Genomic DNA, 20,709 nt, shown 5'->3' with positions numbered 1-20,709 from the left:
CATATTCCTGGGATACGTCATCTTATCCGGGGAAGTAAGCAAACCGTATCTTATTAAAAAGAATGCGGTTTTTTTCACCTGAATGTTCCCTCTCCATACCAGGCAGCCACATATGGCTTATGCCTCTGTCGGCACAATGTCTCGTCTGGCGGGCGTCTTAATCGAATGAAGGATAAGATATAATATTTCGGTCTGGAACAAACATAAAAAACACAATATAAAATAAAGCTTTAGGTGAAAATCATGACACTCAGTGAACGAGCCAGACGCTTTGCTACCCAAGCGCATCGTGAAGCCGGTCAAAAACGAAAGTTCACAGGCGAACCCTACATTGTCCACCCGGCATCCGTTGTCAAATTACTTCAAAGCATAAACCCAACCGAAGAAATGGTCGCAGCGGCATGGCTCCATGATGTCGTTGAAGATACTGGTGTTACCCTTGAAACCATCAATGCGTTGTTCGGCGCGGAGGTCGGACAATATGTTGAAATGCTGACAGATGTCAGGACCCGGCGAACGGGAGGCTCGCGTATTGAGCGCAAGAACGCCAATCTCATTCATAGCGCGCAGGCAAATGCCGCAGCGCAGACCATAAAGCTATGTGACCTTATTGATAATGCGAGAGATATTGTGGCACGGGATCCGATTTTTGCCCGTGAGTATATTTTAGAGATGAAGCGGTTGTTAAGCGTCCTGACAGCCGGAGATAAAAACTTGTATGCACAGGCCCATGAGTTATGTCATGAAGGGCTTGCCCTGCTGTGTAAGCAGCAGGGAAGCGATGCGTGGTTTGTAGAAAGTTGGGCGCAGTATGAACAGCACACACCCCTTAGCTCGGTGACAATGTGGTCAGAAACAGAATTGCCGGAATTGTTACCGCCGCTAATACCGTCTGGACAGAAATAATGCCTGCTGACAGGCGGTAATCTCCACCAAGCAGTTTGGACATGATGTAGGCAGAGGGTGTGCAGGGAAGCGCGTTAAAGAGTACGACAGTTGCCAGAACAGGGCCGCTTATCCCTGACCCTATGCCAATAAGCAATGTCACCAGCGGAACAAACAGCAGCTTAACGAATGTTGACTGCAACACGGCGCTGTGAGAGGCACGGGCCGCTTTAAGGTCCAGACCTGCGCCAACAGCCAGTAGCCCCAGAGGCAGAGAAGCACTCCCCAGAATATGCAAAATGTCAGATACAGTCTGTGGTAACTGTAAACGCGCAATATTAAAGAGCAGCCCGGCAAGCACCGAAATAATGACAGGATTACGTACCAATGCCCTGATTATCTGGGCTTGTGCGGGCTTCGTACCCTGGCCGTAATACATCAGCACAACAATGGATGCCACATTCAAAAGAGGAATCGCGACAGCGATACTAATAGAGGTGACTGTCAACCCGGTGGTACCATAGGTTGCCGCCGCTGCCGCGACCCCAATATAAGTATTCGGGCGCAACGCCCCCTGTATAACAGAAGAAAATACAGGACCTGACTGTTTGCTTAATCCCCGCCAGACCCAGAGAGACAATGCTGCCAGCAGTACTGCCCCAAGGATAGACCAGGCGATAGGCTTGACGGGAAACACCCCCAGGTCAGCCGTAGCAACCTGGGAGAACATTAACGCAGGGAACAGCCAGAAGTAATTGAGCTTTTCGCAAGGCAACCAAAACTGCGCATCAATAAAGTTGCGCGAGCGGAGCATATAGCCCAGGGCAATCAGAAACATGACAGGAATAAGGGCGAACAGAGTCGTAATCATGATCGTCAGATATATCCCTTAGTAAGCACCAGGATGCCATATACCGCAATAAAGGCTGTCAACAGACCTTCGTATACGGATGCGCTGGCGCGACGGAAAAGCACATTCCCGACAACCCAGTAGACAAACAACGCAAGTGGTGCAGCCATAAATCCAGAAAGACTCAAGGAATGTGGTTTCAGGATAACAAGCGTAAGCAGTTGGATAATGCCAAACATCAGATAATAGCGTGAAACCTCTGCCCGTATGGCTGTCTTCTCACGTTGTTTGGTGGATGCATAAAGGGCCAGCAATGCACCTCCCATATTGGTTACCCCATGTAAAGCGCCCATTATCAGAACATACTGACGTTGATATTTAATGAGTCTGACACGGATAAACTGTCTGAAATTTGCGCTTAACCTCACCGCTGCAGAAAATATCAGCACCAGACCGACTAAGATATCAAGATTAACCTTAACTCCCGAGATAATAATGACACTCAGCAATAAAATCACGGCCGCCGCACAGATGACCATATTGACTATTTCGTTCCTTTCTACATTCCCTCCCCGGCATGTATACAGTTGAGTAAATGAAATCAGGACTGACGAGGGTAAAAGCAACCCGAGAACCGACGAAAAATCATATCCCAGCAGGAGAAGAGCCGGAGTACCGAAGACCAGAATACCCATACCGAAAATAGACTGAATCACAGAAAAAAGCATAATAACGGGCAGGAAGAGATATTCATAATCCATTTAAGCCACCTCTACCTCATTAAACTTTTTCGAATTATGCTGAAGCCAGGCATTTACATTCAGAGTATGAATTATATTTCCATTAAGACTCTTACTGTCCTGTTGTGCGGAGATAATCACCACATAATCATCATGTCCCAGATATCCACCATGGGTTAATTTTTTCAAAAGATGGTCCTCTCCCGACCCGGAAATTTCATCTTCATTATTAATATAAACGCTGGTGACATTCGGAAGAAGATTCCAGCTACGAGTAAGTTCTGGATGTGTTCCTACGGCTAATACAGGCAATCCGGCATCAGACATAGCAGCAATACGCACGGCGTAACCCGTTCGGGAAAGGACAACCAACCGGGTCAGCGGTAAAGCCTTTGCAAGCGCACGAATGGTATGTCGGAGATCATTGTCCGTTGGTTCTCTGCCTGAATGATAAGGCGAATGACGTCCGGTTGCCGCGAGCGTGGCAATACGGCTGATTCGATCCACCGCCTCAACCGGATAACGCCCCACTGCGGTTTCACCAGAAAGCATGACTGCTGAAGCTCCATCCAAAATGGCATTGGTGATATCGCTGACTTCTGCTTTGGTGGGTAAAGGATTTTCAATCATGCTGTGGAGCATTTCGGTCGCCACGATGGTGGGCTTACCTGCACGGGCTGCTTCACTCAGGATTTTTTTCTGATAAAGAGCGACATGATCAATCGATGTTTCTACGGCGAGGTCACCGCGGTCAATCATAATGACATCAGCCGAATCTACGATTTCAGCAAGATGAGTGATCCCTCCACTGTTTTCAACTTTTGCAACAATACGCGGAACTGGTGCAGCAATCAGTTCACGAATGGCTTCAATATGCGCGCGACTTTCGACAAAACTGATTCCGATATAATCCACACCGATTGATTTAGCAAATTCAATCATTGCTCGATCTTTATCTGTAACCAGTGACTGTCCAAGATCAATGCCGGGTACATTTATTCCCTTGCGACTCCTTAATTTTCCATCCATGTTAGCCCGCAGATAAATATCTCGTCCCTCGATTTTTTCTACAACAAATGAGAGTGTGCCGTCGTCTGCGAAAACCCCGTCACCAACGGATAATTTCTCATGAAGGCGATCAAAACCGACAGGGACTTTTTCTGTACCATCATGGCTGCTATCTGTAGTAAGGATTAAGGTATCGCCACTGTTGAAAGAAGGTTCATGAGTCAGTTGCAGCGTCCTGATTTTTCTTCCTGGAATATCCAGAAGCACAGGGACATCAGGAACAGTATTGCGCAGAAGTTTAACCGTTTCTGCATGCCATTCAGGTGTATTATGAGAACCATTTAATCGTGCTACGGACATACCTGCCTTGCGTAATTTGAGTAGGGTATCCGTATTATTTGACGCTGGGCCGATAGTCGCAATAACGCGTGAACCTGTCATAAGTCACTCCTTTTATATAGAAAACTTTTTATGACAGTTTTGTGACACCTTGCTAAATCATATAAACATATTAAATATGCCGAATAATTATTACCGGGTTTTCATGGCGCGTCAGGCCTGTACTTTCAACATTTCCATAACCCGGGATTTCTTATATCTATTTTTAATAAGATGGGAAAAGACCTCGGACCGGGAATGAGCGTATGAATGTTCTGGCCACGACAGGACTATCTGATAAGGCCCCTGCCAGATATAGCAGTTTTCCTCAAGCTCCCACCATCGGTGCCGATATCTCTGTTTTATGGTAAGAGGAAAGACTATGACGACCATTCAGACATCAACCCACCCTATTCAAACCAGTAACAGTGGAGGGAGTGCTTCCAGCGGCAACGATATTGCAGCCCAAATCAGCCGCATTACGGAGCAAATCACCAAACTGACTCAACAGCTAAAAGAGCTGCCAGAGAGTGCCGGCAGCCCGGAAGAGAAGAAAAAACAACAGGAGCTCATCCAGGCACAGCTTAAAGTGCTGCAGACACAGCTTGCGCAGTTATTACGCCAGCAGGCAGAAGAGGCTCAGAAGAAACAGGATCAGAAGCAGGGCAAGGTGGAAGGGGTAAACAACCCATCAGATCAAAATCAGATCGATATCTACATCTAATCCTCTGCAGCATTAAACAGTGGGTCGCGTATACGGGCTTCGGTTAATCTTTGCGCCTGAATACGCACCACTTCCCAGATAGCCTGCGCCGCCCCCGAAAGAGAACGATTTTTTCGCCGAACCAGCATCAGCTTGCGCTCGATAGCCGGTATGAGACGCTTCACGGTCAGTCGGCTCCCCTGTGGCAACGGAAGCGCCAGGGCGGGTAATACGCTGATCCCAATGCCTGCCTCCACCATAGGAAACAGCGTGGCCGGGTGACCGATTTCCTGCACGATGGTTGCCTTTACCCCCTGAGTCACCAGCGCTGAGTCAATCAACGGACGGCTGCCCGATGCATAATCCTGCAAGACCAGATTCGCTCCCTGCAGCGACTGCCAGCTAACATGGGGTAACATTGCCAACGGATCGTCGTCCCGACAGAGCAGCAAAAACGGCTCGGAAAGAACGATCTCACACTCCAGATCACTGACCTGACCAGGATCGATGACGATACCAAAATCCACATCGCCCTGGCGGATGCTCTCCAGCACCCACTGTTGCGGCCTGTCGTGCAGCACAAAATCGATATCCGGATAGCGTTGATTACCCTCAGCAATACACTGCGGAATAAGATGCGCCGAAATCGTCTGGCTCGCCGCCACCCGCACGGTGCCCGAAAGCTGCTGTCCCAGTCGCCCGACGTCCCTGAGCGTACTGTTCAGTTCATCCAGTAACCGCTCCAGGCGCAGGGCCAGCTGCTGTCCGGCTTCGGTTAATACCACTTCACGCGTGGTCCGGTCGAGTAACCGGACGCCTGTCTGGATCTCAAGCTCTTTCACACTGTGGCTGACGGCCGACTGGCTCAGGCCAATGATCTCCCCTGCCCGGCTGAAGCTGCGGGCATGGGCCACGGTGACAAAAACGCGAAGCTGGCGGAGTGAATAATTCATCTGTTTAATTCATGAATGGATGCAATAAATCAATTTTATTTCTCAAAGGGAACAAAGCACAATAGCGACATCTGTTTTCAGGAGTCATTATGAAACTATTTCGTATTCTTGATCCGTTTACACTTACCCTGGTCGTCACCGTGTTACTGGCCTCCTTCTTCCCTGCGCGCGGCGGCTTTGTACCGTTTTTTGAAGGGCTAACCACGGCGGCCATCGCACTGCTGTTCTTTATGCACGGCGCCAAACTCTCCCGCGAAGCCATTATCGCAGGCGGAAGCCACTGGCGACTGCACCTGTGGGTCATGTGCAGCACCTTTATTCTGTTCCCGATACTCGGCGTGCTGTTTGCGTGGTGGGCACCGGTCAATGTTGACCCGGCGCTCTATACCGGTTTCCTGTATCTCTGTATTTTGCCAGCCACCGTCCAGTCCGCCATTGCCTTTACTTCGCTGGCAGGCGGCAACGTCGCGGCTGCTGTCTGCTCGGCATCGGCATCCAGCCTGTTAGGGATTTTCGTCTCACCGTTGCTGGTTGGCCTGCTGATGAATATGCACGGTGCAGAAGGTAACCTGGAGCAAGTCGGGAAAATCTGTCTGCAGCTGCTGCTGCCATTTGTCCTTGGCCATCTTTCTCGTCCGTGGACAGGGGCGTTTGTGGCGAAGCACAAGAAATGGATCTCAAAAACCGACCAGACGTCGATCCTGCTGGTGGTTTACTCCGCCTTCAGCGAAGCCGTGGTGAATGGTATCTGGCATAAGGTGGGCGCCGGCTCGCTGCTGTTTATCGTGGTGGTCAGTATCGTCCTGCTGGCGATTGTCATTGCGGTAAATGTCTTTGTGGCACGCAAGTGCGGCTTCAGCAAAGCAGATGAAATCACTATTGTGTTCTGCGGCTCGAAGAAAAGTCTGGCAAACGGCATCCCGATGGCCAACATTCTGTTCCCGACCTCGGTGATTGGGATGATGGTGCTGCCGCTGATGATTTTCCATCAGATCCAGCTGATGGTCTGTGCGGTACTGGCGCGTCGTTACAAACGTCAGACGGAAAAGCTGGCGCAGGAAGAGACCCGCGCCGCGAAGGCTTAAGGACGTTTCAGGGGCTGAACCAGCTGGGTCAGCCCCTCGGTTTTAATCAGTAGCGTGATAGCCATCAGCTCGCCCAGGCGTCCGGCAGGGAATTCATCCTTCCGGGCAAACCACAGCAGATACTCTTCCGGCAAATCAATCAGCCTGCGGCCCTTATATTTACCGAACGGCATTTCCGTATTGGCGATCTCGACGAGCTGCTCTTTCTCCACGTTACTCTCCTAACAGGCGCAGCATTTCTGCTTCATCGATAACCTCAATGCCGAGCTCCTGCGCTTTGGCCAGCTTGGAACCAGCGGCTTCACCGGCAATCACCAGGTCGGTTTTCTTCGACACGCTGCCCGCCACTTTTGCCCCCAGCGCCACCAGACGCGCTTTCGCATCATCACGTGACAGCTGGCTGAGACTACCGGTTAGCACCACCGTTTTACCCGCGAACGGGCTGTCGATCTCTTCGGCGTTGACAACAACCGGCGCAGGCCATTTGATGCCCTGTTCCAGCAGTTTGCCGATGACGTCGCGGTTGCTCTCTTCGGCAAAGAAGTTAAAGACGTGCGTGGCCACCACAATGCCAACATCCGGCACTTTTTGCAGTTCCTCAATGCTCGCTTTCTCCAGCGCGTCCAGCGTACCGAAGTACGCCGCCAGACCTGCAGCGGTGGCTTCACCGACCTCACGAATACCAAGCGCATAGAGGAAACGGGCAAACGTGGTCTCTTTGGCGGCTTCCAGCGCATTCACCACGTTCTGCGCCGACTTCGGTCCCATGCGGTCAAGGCCGGTCAGCTTACCTGCCGTCAGTTTAAAGAGATCCGCAGGCGTGTGGACGTACTCTTTCTCAACCAGCTGATCGATAATTTTGTCGCCCATGCCGTCAACGTCCATCGCCCGTCGGGAGACGAAGTGCTTGAGTGACTCTTTACGCTGCGCGCCACAGATTAATCCCCCAGTGCAACGGGCCACCGCTTCACCTTCCACACGCTCCACGTCTGAGCCACACACCGGGCAATGCGTCGGGAACTCAATGGCGCGCGTATCGTCAGGGCGTTCAGACTGAACCACGTTGACAACCTGCGGGATCACATCCCCCGCCCGGCGAATCACCACTTTGTCACCAATACGCAGGCCAAGACGCTCAATTTCATCCGCGTTGTGCAGGGTTGCATTGCTCACCAGCACACCGGCCACATGCACCGGCTCCAGACGCGCAACTGGCGTGATGGCTCCCGTACGGCCCACCTGGAACTCCACATCGCGGACAAAGGTCATCTGCTCCTGCGCCGGGAACTTAAACGCCACAGCCCAGCGCGGTGCTCGTGCCACAAAGCCTAGCTGTTCCTGCAGCGCAAGCGAATTCACCTTGATAACCACACCATCGATATCAAAACCGAGGGTCGGACGGTCTTCTTCAACCTTGTGATAGAACGCAAGCACCGCCTCCGGTGAGTCGCAAAGCTGCACGCGGTTGCTGACCGGCAAGCCCCACGCTTTAAACTGCAGTAAACGTCCGAGGTGGGTATCCGGCAGCGCCCCTCCCTCCAGAATACCGACGCCATAGCAGAAGAAAGTAAGTGGTCGCTTCGCGGTAATACGCGGGTCCAGCTGGCGCAAAGAGCCTGCCGCCGCATTGCGCGGGTTAGCAAACACCTTCCCACCGGTGCGACGTGCCTCTTCGTTAATTTTTTCGAAGCCCGCCTGCGGGAGGAACACTTCACCGCGGACTTCCAGACGAGCTGGAATATTGTCGCCATGCAGCTTCAGCGGGATCGCACGGATAGTACGCACGTTGGTGGTGATGTCTTCGCCGGTAGTGCCATCACCACGCGTTGCGGCACGGACCAGCACGCCGTTCTCGTAGAGGATACTGACGGCCAGGCCATCCAGCTTCAGCTCACAGCACCATGTCAGGGCGTCGCTGCTTTTGAGTCGATCCTGCACACGCTTGTTAAAGGCGAGGAAGCTCTCTTCATCGAAGACGTTATCCAGAGAGAGCATCGGCACTTCATGACGTACCTGACTGAACGCACCTAGCGGTTCAGCGCCGACACGCTGGGTTGGCGAGTCTGGAGTGATCAACTCCGGGTGTTGCGTCTCTAAATCGCGCAGTTCACGCATCAGGCGATCGTACTCCGCATCCGGCACTTCCGGTGCGTCCATAACATGATAAAGATATTCATGATGGCGAAGCGTGGTTCGCAGTTCAGTGATTTGTTGTTCGATTGAGTCCATATCGCACCATCAATGAGAAAAAACCCCCGACAGGCGGGGGTTGAGGAGGAGTTGAAGATAACGCGTCGGTTACGCGTTGGCTTCCTTAACTTCGCGGATGCGGTCCTGATACTCGCGCAGTTTCTGCGGCGTCATCATGCGACGCTGATCGTCGAGCACCACACCACCCACTTCGTCAGCGATGTGCTGAGCGGACTGCAGCATCAGCTTAAAGTTTTGCAGTTCATCACCGTAAGACGGAACCTGCATAAAGATTGTTACCCCCGGCGTCACGAAATCCCCCGTCATTTCAGGGTCGAAGGTGCCAGGGTTGACCATATTGGCCAGGCTAAACAGCGCCGGGCCGCTACCGTCCGGGCTCAGGTGACGATGGAAGATATTCATATCGCCAAACTTGAAGCCGGCCTGTTGAATACTGTTAAGCAGCACGTCACCGTTCAGATGGCTGCCGTGATGGGCGGCCACGTTCATGATGATCACCGCTTCTTTGCGCTGCGGTTTTTCAACAACCGGTTCTGGCTCTGCAACCGGTTCTGGCTCCACGCGCGGTGCCGGAGCTGGCTGTGGCGCAGGCTGCACATGAACAGGCTGTTGTGGCGCTTGCTGTACCGGCTGAGCAGGCTGTTGTTGCACAGGTTGCTGTGGAACAGGCTGCTGCACGGGTTGTTGTGGAACCGGCTGCGGCGCTGCTGGCTGCTGTTGAACAGGCTGCTGCGGCGGCTGCCGCACCGGCTCTTCCACAGGCTGCGGCGCCTGCTGGCGAGGCTGTGCAGAAGCATACGGCGGTTGATACTGGTGCTGCGCAGTGCGGGGGGCTTCATGCTCCCCATGAGCCGCGCCGGGCGCAGTATTGACCCGATGAACACGAACTTCACCCACGCCGTCGTCGTCGCTTCCATCGATGTCATATTCACTGTCATCGTCGTCACGACTGGACTTCATGCGCTTCAGTGGGCGATCGCGAAACATAGAAGAACGCTCTTTACGGCTGGTCCAGAAACCATGTACCAGTAAAGCGATTATGGCGATCGCGCCAACAATGATTAATATCAGACGCAAATCCTGCATCATTATATTCTCTGTTGTTCTAACACCTTGCCACCACGGCAAACATTTACTCACTAAGAGTATTTGCCGTTTACGTCAAGTGCAAGTGTGTGCAGAGCATTCACAGCATAAAGATGAACTAAATCGTGCTTTTTGCTGTTTTTTCGAACATTTCCGAACTGGTCATTGGTCCGTAACTGGATAATATAGGCGGGCAATTCCACTGGTTGTGAAAAAAGGAGTACAGCCTGGTTATGGTTTCAACATCTTCTCCCCCACGCAGCGGCGTCTGGTATTTTTCTCAGGGCTGGAAACTGGTCTCCCTGCCGGGTATTCGACGTTTCGTCATTCTGCCCTTGCTGATCAACATTGTTCTCATGGGCGGCGCCTTCTGGTGGCTTTTCACGAAGCTTGAAAGCTGGGTCCCGGCCATGATGAGCTATGTACCTGACTGGCTGCAGTGGCTGAGCTATCTGCTGTGGCCACTCGCGGTAATTTCTGTGCTGTTGGTGTTCGGCTATTTCTTCTCAACGATTGCCAACTGGATTGCGGCGCCGTTTAACGGACTGCTGGCGGAACAGCTGGAAGCGCGTCTGACCGGTGTCACACCGCCGGACACAGGCGTAATGGGGATCATGAAAGATATTCCGCGCATCATGAAGCGCGAATGGCAGAAATTCGCCTGGTACCTTCCCCGTGCGATTGTACTGCTTCTCCTTTATCTGGTGCCCGGTATCGGCCAGACGGTTGCGCCCGTGCTGTGGTTCCTGTTCAGCGCCTGGATGCTGGCGATTCAGTACTGCGACTACCCGTTTGATAATCACAAGGTACCTTTTAAAGAGATGCGCACCGCGCTGCGCACGCAGAAAGTGGCCAATATGCAGTTTGGCGCGCTCACCAGCCTGTTCACCTTGATCCCCTTCCTCAATCTTTTCATCATGCCCGTTGCGGTTTGCGGCGCAACGGCAATGTGGGTGGACTGCTACCGTGCTAAGCACGCGTTATGGAAGTAATGCAAAAATGTGTAAAAGAGGGGTGGCTTATGTCGCCCCTTATTCCATACTGATCCCCATTATTTCCTTGCAGTATATAGATATGCGAATTCCTTACTTCCCCCTACCTGCTTAGCAGGTATGCTGGGTCGGTATCCCAATTTCATACAGTTAAGGACAGGCCATGAGTAAGATTTATGAAGACAACTCGCTGACTATCGGTCATACGCCCCTGGTTCGACTGAACCGTATCGGTAATGGACGCATTCTGGCGAAGGTCGAATCACGCAACCCGAGCTTCAGCGTAAAATGCCGTATCGGTGCAAATATGATTTGGGATGCCGAAAAACGTGGCGTGCTCAAGCCTGGCGTTGAGCTGGTAGAGCCTACCAGCGGCAACACTGGCATCGCACTGGCCTATGTCGCTGCGGCGCGTGGCTATAAACTGACGCTGACCATGCCTGAAACCATGAGCATCGAGCGTCGCAAGCTGCTGAAAGCGCTGGGCGCAAACCTGGTGCTGACCGAAGGCGCGAAAGGCATGAAAGGTGCCATTCAGAAAGCCGAAGAGATTGTTGCCAGCGATCCGGCGAAATACCTGCTGCTTCAGCAGTTCAGCAACCCGGCAAACCCGGAAATCCACGAAAAAACCACCGGCCCGGAAATCTGGGAAGATACCGATGGTCAGGTTGATGTATTTATCTCTGGCGTGGGTACCGGCGGCACGCTGACCGGTGTGTCGCGCTATATAAAAGGCACGAAAGGTAAAAAAGACCTGATCACCGTGGCCGTTGAACCGACCGACTCGCCGGTTATCTCTCAGGCGCTGGCGGGCGAAGAACTCAAACCAGGCCCGCACAAGATTCAGGGTATTGGCGCAGGCTTCATTCCGGGCAACCTGGATCTGAAGCTGATTGATAAAGTCGTGACGATCACGAACGAAGAAGCCATCTCGACCGCACGTCGCCTGATGGACGAAGAAGGTATCCTGGCGGGTATCTCTTCCGGTGCTGCCGTTGCGGCGGCGCTCAAACTTCAGGAAGATGAGGCCTTTACCAATAAGAATATTGTGGTTATCCTGCCTTCTTCGGGTGAGCGTTACTTAAGCACTGCACTGTTTGCCGATCTGTTTACTGAAAAAGAACTGCAACAGTAATGCCAGCATGTTAATAACGCGTAAAAAAGCACCTTTTTAGGTGCTTTTTTGTGGCCTGCTTCAAAGTTTTACCCCTCCTGGCATTGATTCACCCCGTTGGGTCTGGTATTTAAACCAGCAATTATTTTGATGCGTGAAATTAATCAGCGAACGAAATAGCCTTGCTGAATCGATTTTATGATTTGGTTCAAGTCTTGCTTTCGCTGCATAATGTTTAATGACGATCGAAACGTCAGCGCTAACAATACAGGCTAAAGTTCAGTCGCCAGGCTAGACTTTAGTTCCACAACACTAAACCTATAAGTTGGGGAAATACAATGTTCCAGCAAGAAGTTACCATTACCGCTCCGAACGGTCTGCACACCCGCCCTGCTGCTCAGTTTGTTAAAGAAGCGAAAGGCTTCACTTCTGAAATCACTGTGACTTCCAACGGCAAAAGCGCTAGCGCAAAAAGCCTGTTCAAACTGCAGACTCTGGGCCTGACTCAGGGCACCGTAGTCACCATCTCTGCTGAAGGTGAAGACGAGCAGAAAGCAGTTGAGCATCTGGTAAAACTGATGGCTGAGCTCGAGTAAGTTTCCGGGTTCTTTTAAATATCAGTCACAAGTAAGGTAGGGTTATGATTTCAGGCATTTTAGCATCCCCGGGTATCGCTTTCGGCAAAGCATTGCTGCTGAAAGAAGACGAGATCGTCATCGACCGGAAAAAAATTTCTGCCGACAAGGTTGATCAGGAAGTTGAACGTTTTCTGAGCGGTCGTGCCAAGGCATCTGCGCAACTGGAAGCGATCAAAACTAAAGCTGGCGAAACTTTCGGTGAAGAAAAAGAAGCTATCTTCGAAGGGCACATCATGCTGCTCGAAGATGAGGAGCTGGAGCAGGAAATCATAGCCCTGATTAAAGATAAAGGCATGACGGCCGACGCGGCTGCCCATGAAGTTATCGAAGGTCAGGCAACTGCCCTGGAAGAACTGGATGATGAATACCTGAAAGAACGTGCGGCCGACGTACGTGATATCGGTAAGCGCCTGCTGCGCAACATCCTGGGTCTGGCCATTATCGATCTGAGCGCGATTCAGGACGAAGTGATCCTGGTTGCCGCTGACCTGACCCCGTCTGAAACCGCACAGCTGAACCTGAACAAGGTGCTGGGTTTCATCACCGACGCCGGTGGCCGTACTTCCCACACCTCTATCATGGCACGTTCTCTGGAACTGCCTGCCATCGTGGGTACCGGTAGCGTCACCTCTCAGGTGAAAAACGACGACTATCTGATTCTGGATGCCGTAAACAACATGGTTTACGTCAACCCAACCAACGAAGAGATCGAGAAACTGCGCGCCGTTCAGGAGCAGGTTGCGACCGAGAAAGCGGAGCTCGCTAAACTGAAAGACCTGCCAGCTATTACGCTGGACGGCCATCAGGTAGAAGTGTGCGCTAACATCGGTACCGTACGCGACGTCGATGGCGCTGAGCGCAACGGCGCGGAAGGTGTGGGTCTGTATCGTACTGAATTCCTGTTCATGGACCGTGATGCCCTGCCAACTGAAGAAGAGCAGTTTGCAGCGTACAAAGCGGTGGCTGAAGCCTGCGGCTCCCAGGCCGTTATCGTCCGTACCATGGACATCGGTGGCGACAAAGAGCTGCCGTATATGAACTTCCCGAAAGAAGAGAACCCGTTCCTGGGCTGGCGTGCAGTGCGTATCGCCATGGATCGTAAAGAGATCCTACGTGACCAGGTGCGTGCGATTCTGCGTGCCTCTGCTTTCGGCAAGCTGCGCATTATGTTCCCGATGATCATCTCTGTTGAAGAAGTGCGTGCACTGAAGAAAGAGATCGAGATCTACAAACAGGAACTGCGTGACGAAGGTAAAGCATTTGACGAGTCAATTGAGATCGGCGTGATGGTGGAAACACCGGCAGCCGCGACCATTGCGCGTCATTTAGCCAAAGAAGTTGATTTCTTTAGTATCGGCACCAATGATTTAACGCAGTACACCCTGGCAGTTGACCGTGGTAATGATATGATTTCACATCTCTACCAGCCAATGTCACCGTCCGTACTGAACTTGATCAAGCAAGTTATTGATGCTTCTCATGCAGAAGGTAAATGGACTGGCATGTGTGGTGAGCTTGCAGGCGACGAACGTGCTACACTTCTGTTGCTGGGTATGGGTCTGGACGAATTCTCTATGAGCGCCATTTCCATCCCGCGCATTAAGAAGATTATCCGTAACACGAACTTCGAAGATGCGAAGGTGTTAGCAGAGCAGGCTCTTGCTCAACCGACAACGGACGAGTTAATGACGCTGGTTAACAAGTTCATTGAAGAAAAAACAATCTGCTAATCCACGAGATGCGGCCCAAATTACTGCTTAGGAGAAGATCATGGGTTTGTTCGATAAACTGAAATCTCTGGTTTCTGATGATAAGAAAGACTCCGGAACTATTGAGATTGTTGCTCCGCTCTCCGGCGAGATCGTCAACATCGAAGACGTGCCGGATGTAGTGTTTGCTGAGAAAATCGTTGGTGATGGCATTGCTATCAAACCAACTGGCAACAAAATGGTTGCTCCAGTTGACGGCACCATCGGTAAAATTTTTGAAACCAACCATGCGTTCTCTATCGAATCTGATAGCGGTATCGAACTGTTCGTTCACTTCGGTATCGACACCGTTGAACTGAAAGGCGAAGGCTTCAAACGTATCGCAGAAGAAGGCCAGCGTGTTAAAGTTGGCGACCCGGTGATTGAATTCGATCTGCCACTGCTGGAAGAAAAAGCGAAGTCAACCCTGACTCCGGTTGTTATCTCCAACATGGACGAAATCAAAGAACTGATCAAACTGTCTGGCAGCGTCACCGTGGGTGAAACCCCGGTTATCCGCATCAAGAAGTAATTCTTGCCGCACAGAAAAATGGCGCCTTCGGGCGCCATTTTTGTTTATGCGGGGAGGATAAGCTCGTCGTAACCTTTCGACTGCGTATAAATCATGACGTCAGTCACCCGATCGCCTGCCATGCGTATGGCGTCAGCAACGGTTTTTCCCCCCACAATACCGCTGACCAGTTCTGAACAGAACAGATCGCCCGTGCCTTTCAGATCCGTCTCGACGCGCGGGTGCGCGCTTACGGTAACGCCCTCTTTACTCACCAGCACGACGTGAATATTCTGCGGGTCATCGGCCACTGGCGCACTGGTTATCGCCACCCATTTCAGCGTATCGGAAAGCAGCCCCTGCGCGGCGGCGATGGCGCTCTCTGGCGTGCGGCACGGTTTACCGCTTAACACTTCCAGTTCGAATACATTGGGCGTAATGCCCTGCGCCAGCGGCAGCAGATGCTCACGATACGCCTCTGGAATATCAGGTTTAACGTACATCCCGCTGTCGATATCCCCGATCACCGGGTCGACCAGCACCAGCAGGTCCGGATGCTGCACCTTGATCGCCTTCAGCCACTGTGCCAGCAGAACGATCTGGCTGGCGCTGCCCATATAGCCGGTGGTAACCGCCTTAAGCTCGCGCAGGATCTCGCGCTCTTCCAGCGCCTTCAGGTAGCCGCTGAACCACTCATCCGGGATCACCCCGCCGTAAAAGGTGTCATAGTGCGGCGTGTTGCTGAACAGCACCGTCGGTACGGCGGTGACGTTCAGCCGGTGGGTGCGAATATTCGGTACCGCAATGCTGTTCCCCACGCTGCCGTACACCACCTGCGACTGTACGGCGACAATATCGGTTTGCTGCGCCCGGGTGTTATCCCGGAATAGAATCATCTCCATGACGCTTAAATCCCCGCCCCCTGCGAATAACTCTCTTCACCAAAGACGCCGGTAGACAGATAGCGATCGCCGCGGTCGCAGATAATCGCCACCACCACTGCACCAGGGTTCTCCTGCGCCACCCGCATCGCGCCAGCTACCGCGCCACCTGAACTGACCCCGCAGAAGATGCCTTCACGTACCGCCAGCTCACGCATGGTATTCTCCGCCTCGCGCTGATGAATATCCAGCACCTGATCCACCAGCTGAGCATTAAAGATGCCCGGCATATACTCTGCCGGCCAGCGGCGAATACCGGGAATGCTGCTCCCCTCTTCCGGCTGCAGACCGACAATGGTGACCGGTTTTTCCTGCTCACGCAGAAAACGCGACACGCCGGTAATGGTGCCGGTGGTGCCCATGCTGGAGACAAAATGGGTGATACGTCCGTCTGTTTGTTGCCAGATTTCCGGGCCTGTGGTCGTGTAGTGGGCGTAGGGGTTATCCGGATTGTTGAACTGATCCAGCAGCTTGCCTTCACCACGCTCAGCCATCGCCAGCGCTAAGTCGCGCGCCCCTTCCATTCCTTGCTCTTTGGTCACCAGTATCAGCTCGGCACCGTACGCCCGCATCGCGGCGCGGCGCTCCTGGCTCATGTTGTCCGGCATCAGCAGCTTCATGCGGTAGCCTTTCAGCGCGGCAATCATCGCCAGCGCAATGCCGGTATTCCCGCTGGTGGCCTCAATGAGCACGTCGCCAGGCTTAATTTCACCGCGCTTTTCGGCCTGAACAATCATCGACAATGCCGCGCGGTCTTTGACCGACCCCGCCGGGTTATTGCCTTCGAGTTTGACCCAGATTTCGCTGCCGTTGTCCGGCCCCATGCGCTGGAGCTTGACCAGAGGAGTGTTGCCGATGGTGTGTTCGAGTGTATTCACGATTTTTACTCAATAAAAAAGCCGGGTGGCGCTTCGCTTACCCGGCCTACAAGACGCAGTTTTAGCTGTAGGCCCGGTCAGCGAAGCGCCACCGGGCGATAAACATCCTAATAACCTATCAGGCTGACTCCGCCAGAGCAACATCCTCACGCGTCTCGATGCGCTGGTTACCGTGATAAATACGGGCATGCTGCAGCCCCACAAACAGGCGTTCCCCCCGGTGTGGCGCCTCTTCATCGCGCATTACCACCGTCAGCGGCTCGGTATACCAGCCCAGCGGTTGTACCACCATTTGCGTGTAGTGCCCTTTAGGGCTAGCTTCCAGCACCTGCACCGGCAGCGGTGAATCCAGGCTGGTTCGACGGCTGACATCCACTTCCCACGGGCGCAGGAACAGATCCACCGGCCCCTGATGGGCTGGCGTGTATCCCAGCGGCCAACGGTGTGCCCCGACGTGGAATTGTCCACCCCGTACGGTGCCCTGCAGACGGTTAACTTCGCCCATAAACTCCAGCACAAAACGGGTCGCAGGTTCACGCCAGAGCTGCTCTGGCTCATCAACCTGCTCAATATTCCCCTGGCTCATTACCACCACGCGATCCGCGACTTCCATCGCCTCTTCCTGGTCGTGGGTGACGAACACGCTGGTGAATTTCAGCTCTTCATGCAGCTGACGCAGCCAGCGACGAAGCTCTTTACGCACCTGCGCATCCAGCGCCCCGAACGGCTCATCCAGCAGCAGAATTTGCGGTTCAACCGCCAGCGCGCGGGCCAGCGCGACGCGCTGTTTCTGCCCGCCGGAAAGCTGCGCCGGGAAACGGTCAGCCAGGTGGGCCAGCTGCACCATCTCCAGCAGTTTGGTCACCTTCGCTTTGATGGTTGCCGCGTCCGGACGCTCACGCTTAGGGAGAACGGTCAGGCCAAAGGCGATATTGTCGAACACCGTCATATGGCGGAACAGCGCGTAATGCTGGAACACAAAGCCGACTTTACGATCGCGGGCATGCAGCCGGCTCACGTCGGTGCCGTGAAAACGGATATGCCCGCTGGTCTGATGCTCAAGACCGGCGATAATACGCAGCAGCGTGGTTTTGCCCGAACCAGATGGCCCCAGCAGCGCCACCATTTGTCCGGAAGGGATATCCAGCGAGATATCATTCAGCACCTGGGTGCGACCAAAAGACTTCTTAATATTGGCAATCTCAATGCTCATGATTTCCCTCCTGATGCTGACGTTTTTCCTGATTCTCTAAACGCCACTGCACCACACTCTTCAAAAACAGGGTCAAAATAGCCATCAGCGTCAGCAACGCTGCGGCGGTAAAGGAGCCGATGGTGTTGTAATCCTGCTGCAGCAGTTCAATCTGTAACGGCAGCGACAGGGTTTCACCTCGAATGGAACCGGATACCACCGACACCGCCCCGAACTCACCAATTGCGCGCGCGTTGGTCAGCACCACACCATAGAGCAGTGCCCAACGAATATTCGGCAGCGTGACGCGGCGGAACATCTGCCAGCCAGACGCGCCCAGCAGCACAGCCGCTTCGTCTTCGTTGCTCCCCTGGCTTAACATCACCGGCACCAGTTCACGCACCACAAACGGACAGGTCACAAAGATGGTCACCAGCACCATACCCGGCCAGGCAAACATCACCTGCAGGTTATGCTCATCCAGCCAGCCACCCAGCGGCCCGTTGGAACCGTAAAACAGCAGGTAAACGAGACCCGCAACCACCGGGGAGACGGCAAACGGGATATCCAGCAGGGTCAGCAGCATCTGACGCCCCGGGAAGTTAAAGCGCGTCACCAGCCAGGCCAGCAGCGTACCAAACACCAGGTTGACCGGCACCGTGATCAGCGCAATCAGCACGGTCAGCCAGATGGCGTGCAGCATATCCGGGTCCGCCAGGTTTTCCAGCGCGGGCATTATCCCTTTACTGAACGCCTGAACGAAAATATAGATTGTCGGTACCACGAGGATAAGAGCGGAAACCAGCACGCCCGTACCAATCAGAAACCATTTCCCCCAGTTGATGCGGGGCGCGTCGTATCGCTTCAATTGAGTAACTTCCGCCATCAGTGACCTACCACACGTCGACCAAAGCGACTTTGCAGAGTGTTGATTGAGTAGAGCAGCAGCAACGATGCGGCAAGAATGACCGAGGCAATGGCGCTCGCCGCCGGGTAATCAAACTCCTGCAAACGGATAAAAATCATCAGCGATGTCACTTCTGTTTTCCACGCAATGTTACCGGCGATAAAAATGACCGCACCGAACTCGCCGAGGCTACGGGTGAACGACAGCGCCACCCCCGCCATCAGCGCCGGGGACAGCTCAGGCAGGACAACTTTACGGAAGCTCTGCCAGCGTGTAGCCCCCAGCGTTTCTGCCGCCTCTTCATATTCCGGGCCTAACTCTTCGAGCACCGGCTGTACGGTACGCACCACAAACGGAATGCTGGTAAAGGCCATCGCCACCGCGATACCAAGCCAGGTATAGGTCACTTTGATGTCAAACTTCGCCAGCCACTCACCGTACAACCCGTTGACGGAGAAAAGTGACGCCAGCGTTAAACCGGCAACGGCGGTCGGCAGAGCAAAGGGTAAATCCATCAATGCATCGAGCAGCGTGCGGCCCGGGAAGCGATAGCGGGTTAAAATCCACGCCATCAGCAGGCCAAACACGCCGTTGAAAATCGAGGCCACAAACGCCGACAGCAGCGTGACTTTATAGGCTGCAACGACCTGCGGGTTGGTGACCACTTCCCAGTACTGGGACCAGCTCATCTGCGCAAGCTGCATCACCAGCGCGCTGAGCGGCAACAACAAAATCAGGCAGACGAACAGCAGGCTGGTCCCGAGGCTTAAGGTAAAACCCGGCAGCACGCGTTTAGTCGATACGGCAAACATTACTTACGCCCCGCCGCCAGCAATTTGTCTAATTCACCGCCGCTGGCAAAATGCGTTTTCATCACCTCAGGCCAGGAGCCGAAATGATCCTCCACGCGGAACAGCGCAGTCTGCGGGAATTTATCTTTCAGTTTTTTCATCACGTCAGGGTTGTTCACGCGATAGTAGTAATCGGTAATGATGGTCTGCGCCTGTGGGCTGTACAGGTAGTTGAGATAGGCTTTTGCCGCTTTCTCGGTGCCGTTTGCCTGCACGTTTTTATCCACCCACGCCACCGGGAACTCGGCCAGGATGTTGGTTTTCGGGATAACGACCTCAAAGCCCTGCGCTTCATACTGTTTGCGGATGTTGTTCACTTCCGATTCAAAGCTAATCAGCACATCGCCCAGACCGCGTTCTGCGAAGGTTGTCGTTGCTCCGCGGCCGCCGGTATCAAACACTTCGACGTTTTTCAGGAACTGGGTCATGAACTGCTCGGTTTTGGCCTTATCGTTACCGTCAGCCTTGTCCGCCGCGCCCCACGCCGCTAAATAGGTATAACGCGCGTTGCCGGAGGTTTTTGGGTTCGGGAAAATCAGCTTTACGTCAGAACGAACCAGATCGCTCCAGTCGTGGATATTCTTTGGGTTGCCCTTGCGCACCAGGAAGCCCATGGTGGAGTAGAACGGCGAGCTGTTGTTTGGTAAACGGCTCTGCCAGTCGGCCGGGATGAGCTTGCCTTTGTCATGCAGGATCTGCACATCGGTCACCTGGTTGTAGGTCACCACATCCGCTTTCAGTCCCTGAAGGATCGCCAGCGCCTGTTTGGACGAACCGGCGTGAGACTGTTTGATGGTCAGCTTGTCACCGTTATTGTCTTTCGCCCACTGCTGCTCAAACGGCGGGTTAAGGGCGGCAAACAGCTCGCGGGAGACGTCATATGAGCTGTTCAGCAGCTCAGTCGCCTGCGCCTGTGCCACCAGCAGTAAACCTGCCAGTGCCAGGGATCCTTTTTTCAGTACAGTAACGGCCATTGCGCACCCTTATAAATGTGATGACTATCTTATAGTCATAATATTTATAACGAGGACGAAAGGA

The 20,709-nt window shown here is 53.3% G+C and carries 21 protein-coding genes; 8 read left to right on the top strand and 13 right to left on the bottom strand.

The window, feature by feature from the left end:
• Positions 1-243 precede the first annotated feature (243 nt).
• On the top strand, positions 244-906 hold the full coding sequence (locus tag ACTJJI_RS07480) for an HD domain-containing protein (RefSeq protein ID WP_440653575.1): 663 nt from the start codon (positions 244-246) through the stop codon (positions 904-906).
• Here the strand turns inward: ACTJJI_RS07480 and ACTJJI_RS07475 are convergent.
• Genes ACTJJI_RS07475 through pyk form a run of 3 tightly spaced genes read right to left on the bottom strand, consistent with a single transcriptional unit; the run spans position 830 to position 3,924 of the window.
• Entirely contained in the window at positions 830-1,756 is a 927-nt protein-coding gene (locus ACTJJI_RS07475; protein ID WP_192544425.1) for an AEC family transporter, read from the bottom strand. The two genes, ACTJJI_RS07480 and ACTJJI_RS07475, sit on opposite strands and share 77 nt — an antisense overlap.
• A gap of 5 nt (positions 1,757-1,761) precedes the next feature.
• The gene (locus ACTJJI_RS07470; RefSeq protein ID WP_014832823.1) at positions 1,762-2,496 is read right to left on the bottom strand and encodes a TSUP family transporter; all 735 of its coding nucleotides are present in this window, start codon (positions 2,494-2,496) and stop codon (positions 1,762-1,764) included.
• The gene (pyk, locus tag ACTJJI_RS07465) at positions 2,497-3,924 is read right to left on the bottom strand and encodes a pyruvate kinase (protein WP_047361143.1); all 1,428 of its coding nucleotides are present in this window, start codon (positions 3,922-3,924) and stop codon (positions 2,497-2,499) included.
• A 319-nt stretch (positions 3,925-4,243) separates the two neighbouring features.
• Here pyk and ACTJJI_RS07460 point away from each other — a divergent pair, with 319 nt between their 5' ends.
• Positions 4,244-4,585, top strand: coding sequence for a FlxA-like family protein (locus ACTJJI_RS07460; RefSeq protein ID WP_047361144.1), 342 nt, complete (start codon positions 4,244-4,246; stop codon positions 4,583-4,585).
• Here the strand turns inward: ACTJJI_RS07460 and ACTJJI_RS07455 are convergent.
• Entirely contained in the window at positions 4,582-5,517 is a 936-nt protein-coding gene (locus ACTJJI_RS07455) for a LysR family transcriptional regulator (protein WP_440653574.1), read from the bottom strand. The genes ACTJJI_RS07460 and ACTJJI_RS07455 overlap by 4 nt on opposite strands.
• A gap of 89 nt (positions 5,518-5,606) precedes the next feature.
• Between ACTJJI_RS07455 and ACTJJI_RS07450 the strand changes: the two genes are divergently transcribed.
• Complete coding sequence (locus ACTJJI_RS07450) at positions 5,607-6,602, top strand: bile acid:sodium symporter family protein (RefSeq protein WP_047361146.1); 996 nt, start codon at positions 5,607-5,609, stop codon at positions 6,600-6,602.
• Here ACTJJI_RS07450 and ACTJJI_RS07445 read toward each other — a convergent pair.
• From ACTJJI_RS07445 to zipA, 3 genes are all read right to left on the bottom strand, one after another.
• The gene (locus ACTJJI_RS07445; protein ID WP_003861328.1) at positions 6,599-6,814 is read right to left on the bottom strand and encodes a DUF3820 family protein; all 216 of its coding nucleotides are present in this window, start codon (positions 6,812-6,814) and stop codon (positions 6,599-6,601) included. The two genes, ACTJJI_RS07450 and ACTJJI_RS07445, sit on opposite strands and share 4 nt — an antisense overlap.
• 1 nt (position 6,815) lies before the next feature.
• Positions 6,816-8,831 (bottom strand): NAD-dependent DNA ligase LigA, encoded by a 2,016-nt coding sequence (ligA, locus tag ACTJJI_RS07440; RefSeq protein ID WP_014832828.1) that lies wholly within the window; start codon positions 8,829-8,831, stop codon positions 6,816-6,818.
• A gap of 69 nt (positions 8,832-8,900) precedes the next feature.
• Positions 8,901-9,902 (bottom strand): cell division protein ZipA, encoded by a 1,002-nt coding sequence (gene zipA / locus ACTJJI_RS07435; protein WP_047361148.1) that lies wholly within the window; start codon positions 9,900-9,902, stop codon positions 8,901-8,903.
• A 230-nt stretch (positions 9,903-10,132) separates the two neighbouring features.
• On the opposite strand from zipA, the gene cysZ reads away from it, so the two are divergent.
• The 5 genes from cysZ (at position 10,133) to crr (ending at position 14,923) form a co-directional block, all read left to right on the top strand.
• Positions 10,133-10,891 (top strand): sulfate transporter CysZ, encoded by a 759-nt coding sequence (gene cysZ / locus ACTJJI_RS07430; protein ID WP_440653573.1) that lies wholly within the window; start codon positions 10,133-10,135, stop codon positions 10,889-10,891.
• 163 nt (positions 10,892-11,054) lie between these two features.
• Positions 11,055-12,026: a cysteine synthase A gene (gene cysK, locus ACTJJI_RS07425; RefSeq protein ID WP_014832831.1), complete on the top strand. Its 972-nt coding sequence runs from the start codon at positions 11,055-11,057 to the stop codon at positions 12,024-12,026.
• Between the two features lie 317 nt (positions 12,027-12,343).
• Positions 12,344-12,601, top strand: a complete 258-nt coding sequence (gene ptsH, locus ACTJJI_RS07420) for a phosphocarrier protein Hpr (RefSeq protein ID WP_000487600.1) — start codon at positions 12,344-12,346, stop codon at positions 12,599-12,601.
• Between the two features lie 44 nt (positions 12,602-12,645).
• A complete protein-coding gene (ptsI, locus tag ACTJJI_RS07415; protein ID WP_014832832.1) occupies positions 12,646-14,373 on the top strand; it encodes a phosphoenolpyruvate-protein phosphotransferase PtsI in 1,728 nt (575 codons plus the stop codon).
• 40 nt (positions 14,374-14,413) lie between these two features.
• Positions 14,414-14,923 carry a PTS glucose transporter subunit IIA gene (gene crr / locus ACTJJI_RS07410; RefSeq protein WP_003861316.1) on the top strand — a complete coding sequence of 170 codons (510 nt, stop codon included), beginning with the start codon at positions 14,414-14,416 and terminating at the stop codon, positions 14,921-14,923.
• A gap of 44 nt (positions 14,924-14,967) precedes the next feature.
• Here crr and pdxK read toward each other — a convergent pair whose 3' ends face one another.
• The 6 genes from pdxK to cysP all read right to left on the bottom strand — a co-directional run bounded on the left by pdxK (position 14,968) and on the right by cysP (position 20,645).
• Positions 14,968-15,804, bottom strand: coding sequence for a pyridoxine/pyridoxal/pyridoxamine kinase (gene pdxK / locus ACTJJI_RS07405; RefSeq protein ID WP_014832833.1), 837 nt, complete (start codon positions 15,802-15,804; stop codon positions 14,968-14,970).
• 5 nt (positions 15,805-15,809) lie between these two features.
• Positions 15,810-16,721: a cysteine synthase CysM gene (cysM, locus tag ACTJJI_RS07400; RefSeq protein ID WP_029881761.1), complete on the bottom strand. Its 912-nt coding sequence runs from the start codon at positions 16,719-16,721 to the stop codon at positions 15,810-15,812.
• Positions 16,722-16,839: 118 nt separating this feature from the next.
• Positions 16,840-17,934 (bottom strand): sulfate/thiosulfate ABC transporter ATP-binding protein CysA, encoded by a 1,095-nt coding sequence (gene cysA, locus ACTJJI_RS07395; protein WP_014832835.1) that lies wholly within the window; start codon positions 17,932-17,934, stop codon positions 16,840-16,842.
• Positions 17,924-18,799: a sulfate/thiosulfate ABC transporter permease CysW gene (cysW, locus tag ACTJJI_RS07390; RefSeq protein ID WP_014832836.1), complete on the bottom strand. Its 876-nt coding sequence runs from the start codon at positions 18,797-18,799 to the stop codon at positions 17,924-17,926. The genes cysA and cysW overlap by 11 nt, the downstream gene beginning before the upstream one ends.
• On the bottom strand, positions 18,799-19,632 hold the full coding sequence (cysT, locus tag ACTJJI_RS07385) for a sulfate/thiosulfate ABC transporter permease CysT (RefSeq protein ID WP_014832837.1): 834 nt from the start codon (positions 19,630-19,632) through the stop codon (positions 18,799-18,801). The genes cysW and cysT overlap by 1 nt, the downstream gene beginning before the upstream one ends.
• Positions 19,632-20,645 (bottom strand): thiosulfate/sulfate ABC transporter substrate-binding protein CysP, encoded by a 1,014-nt coding sequence (gene cysP / locus ACTJJI_RS07380; protein ID WP_046888241.1) that lies wholly within the window; start codon positions 20,643-20,645, stop codon positions 19,632-19,634. The genes cysT and cysP overlap by 1 nt, the downstream gene beginning before the upstream one ends.
• Positions 20,646-20,709: the final 64 nt, after the last annotated feature.

This window comes from Enterobacter sp. 22466, from assembly GCF_052044775.1.
GTDB lineage: Bacteria > Pseudomonadota > Gammaproteobacteria > Enterobacterales > Enterobacteriaceae > Enterobacter > Enterobacter dissolvens.
The sequence above is the reverse complement of the archived record's forward strand: the minus strand, read 5'-3'. Positions and strand labels throughout refer to the sequence as shown.

Coding starts and splice junctions, on each gene's coding strand:
- ACTJJI_RS07450 (WP_047361146.1), top strand. CDS start 5,607: ATGAAACTATTTCGTATTCTTGATCCGTTTACACTTACCCTGGTCGTC.
- pyk (WP_047361143.1), bottom strand. CDS start 3,924: ATGACAGGTTCACGCGTTATTGCGACTATCGGCCCAGCGTCAAATAAT.
- ptsI (WP_014832832.1), top strand. CDS start 12,646: ATGATTTCAGGCATTTTAGCATCCCCGGGTATCGCTTTCGGCAAAGCA.
- cysZ (WP_440653573.1), top strand. CDS start 10,133: ATGGTTTCAACATCTTCTCCCCCACGCAGCGGCGTCTGGTATTTTTCT.
- ACTJJI_RS07455 (WP_440653574.1), bottom strand. CDS start 5,517: ATGAATTATTCACTCCGCCAGCTTCGCGTTTTTGTCACCGTGGCCCAT.
- cysK (WP_014832831.1), top strand. CDS start 11,055: ATGAGTAAGATTTATGAAGACAACTCGCTGACTATCGGTCATACGCCC.
- cysW (WP_014832836.1), bottom strand. CDS start 18,799: ATGGCGGAAGTTACTCAATTGAAGCGATACGACGCGCCCCGCATCAAC.
- ACTJJI_RS07460 (WP_047361144.1), top strand. CDS start 4,244: ATGACGACCATTCAGACATCAACCCACCCTATTCAAACCAGTAACAGT.
- cysA (WP_014832835.1), bottom strand. CDS start 17,934: ATGAGCATTGAGATTGCCAATATTAAGAAGTCTTTTGGTCGCACCCAG.
- crr (WP_003861316.1), top strand. CDS start 14,414: ATGGGTTTGTTCGATAAACTGAAATCTCTGGTTTCTGATGATAAGAAA.
- ligA (WP_014832828.1), bottom strand. CDS start 8,831: ATGGACTCAATCGAACAACAAATCACTGAACTGCGAACCACGCTTCGC.
- ACTJJI_RS07480 (WP_440653575.1), top strand. CDS start 244: ATGACACTCAGTGAACGAGCCAGACGCTTTGCTACCCAAGCGCATCGT.
- ACTJJI_RS07470 (WP_014832823.1), bottom strand. CDS start 2,496: ATGGATTATGAATATCTCTTCCTGCCCGTTATTATGCTTTTTTCTGTG.
- cysT (WP_014832837.1), bottom strand. CDS start 19,632: ATGTTTGCCGTATCGACTAAACGCGTGCTGCCGGGTTTTACCTTAAGC.
- pdxK (WP_014832833.1), bottom strand. CDS start 15,804: ATGGAGATGATTCTATTCCGGGATAACACCCGGGCGCAGCAAACCGAT.
- zipA (WP_047361148.1), bottom strand. CDS start 9,902: ATGATGCAGGATTTGCGTCTGATATTAATCATTGTTGGCGCGATCGCC.
- cysP (WP_046888241.1), bottom strand. CDS start 20,645: ATGGCCGTTACTGTACTGAAAAAAGGATCCCTGGCACTGGCAGGTTTA.
- ACTJJI_RS07475 (WP_192544425.1), bottom strand. CDS start 1,756: ATGATTACGACTCTGTTCGCCCTTATTCCTGTCATGTTTCTGATTGCC.
- ptsH (WP_000487600.1), top strand. CDS start 12,344: ATGTTCCAGCAAGAAGTTACCATTACCGCTCCGAACGGTCTGCACACC.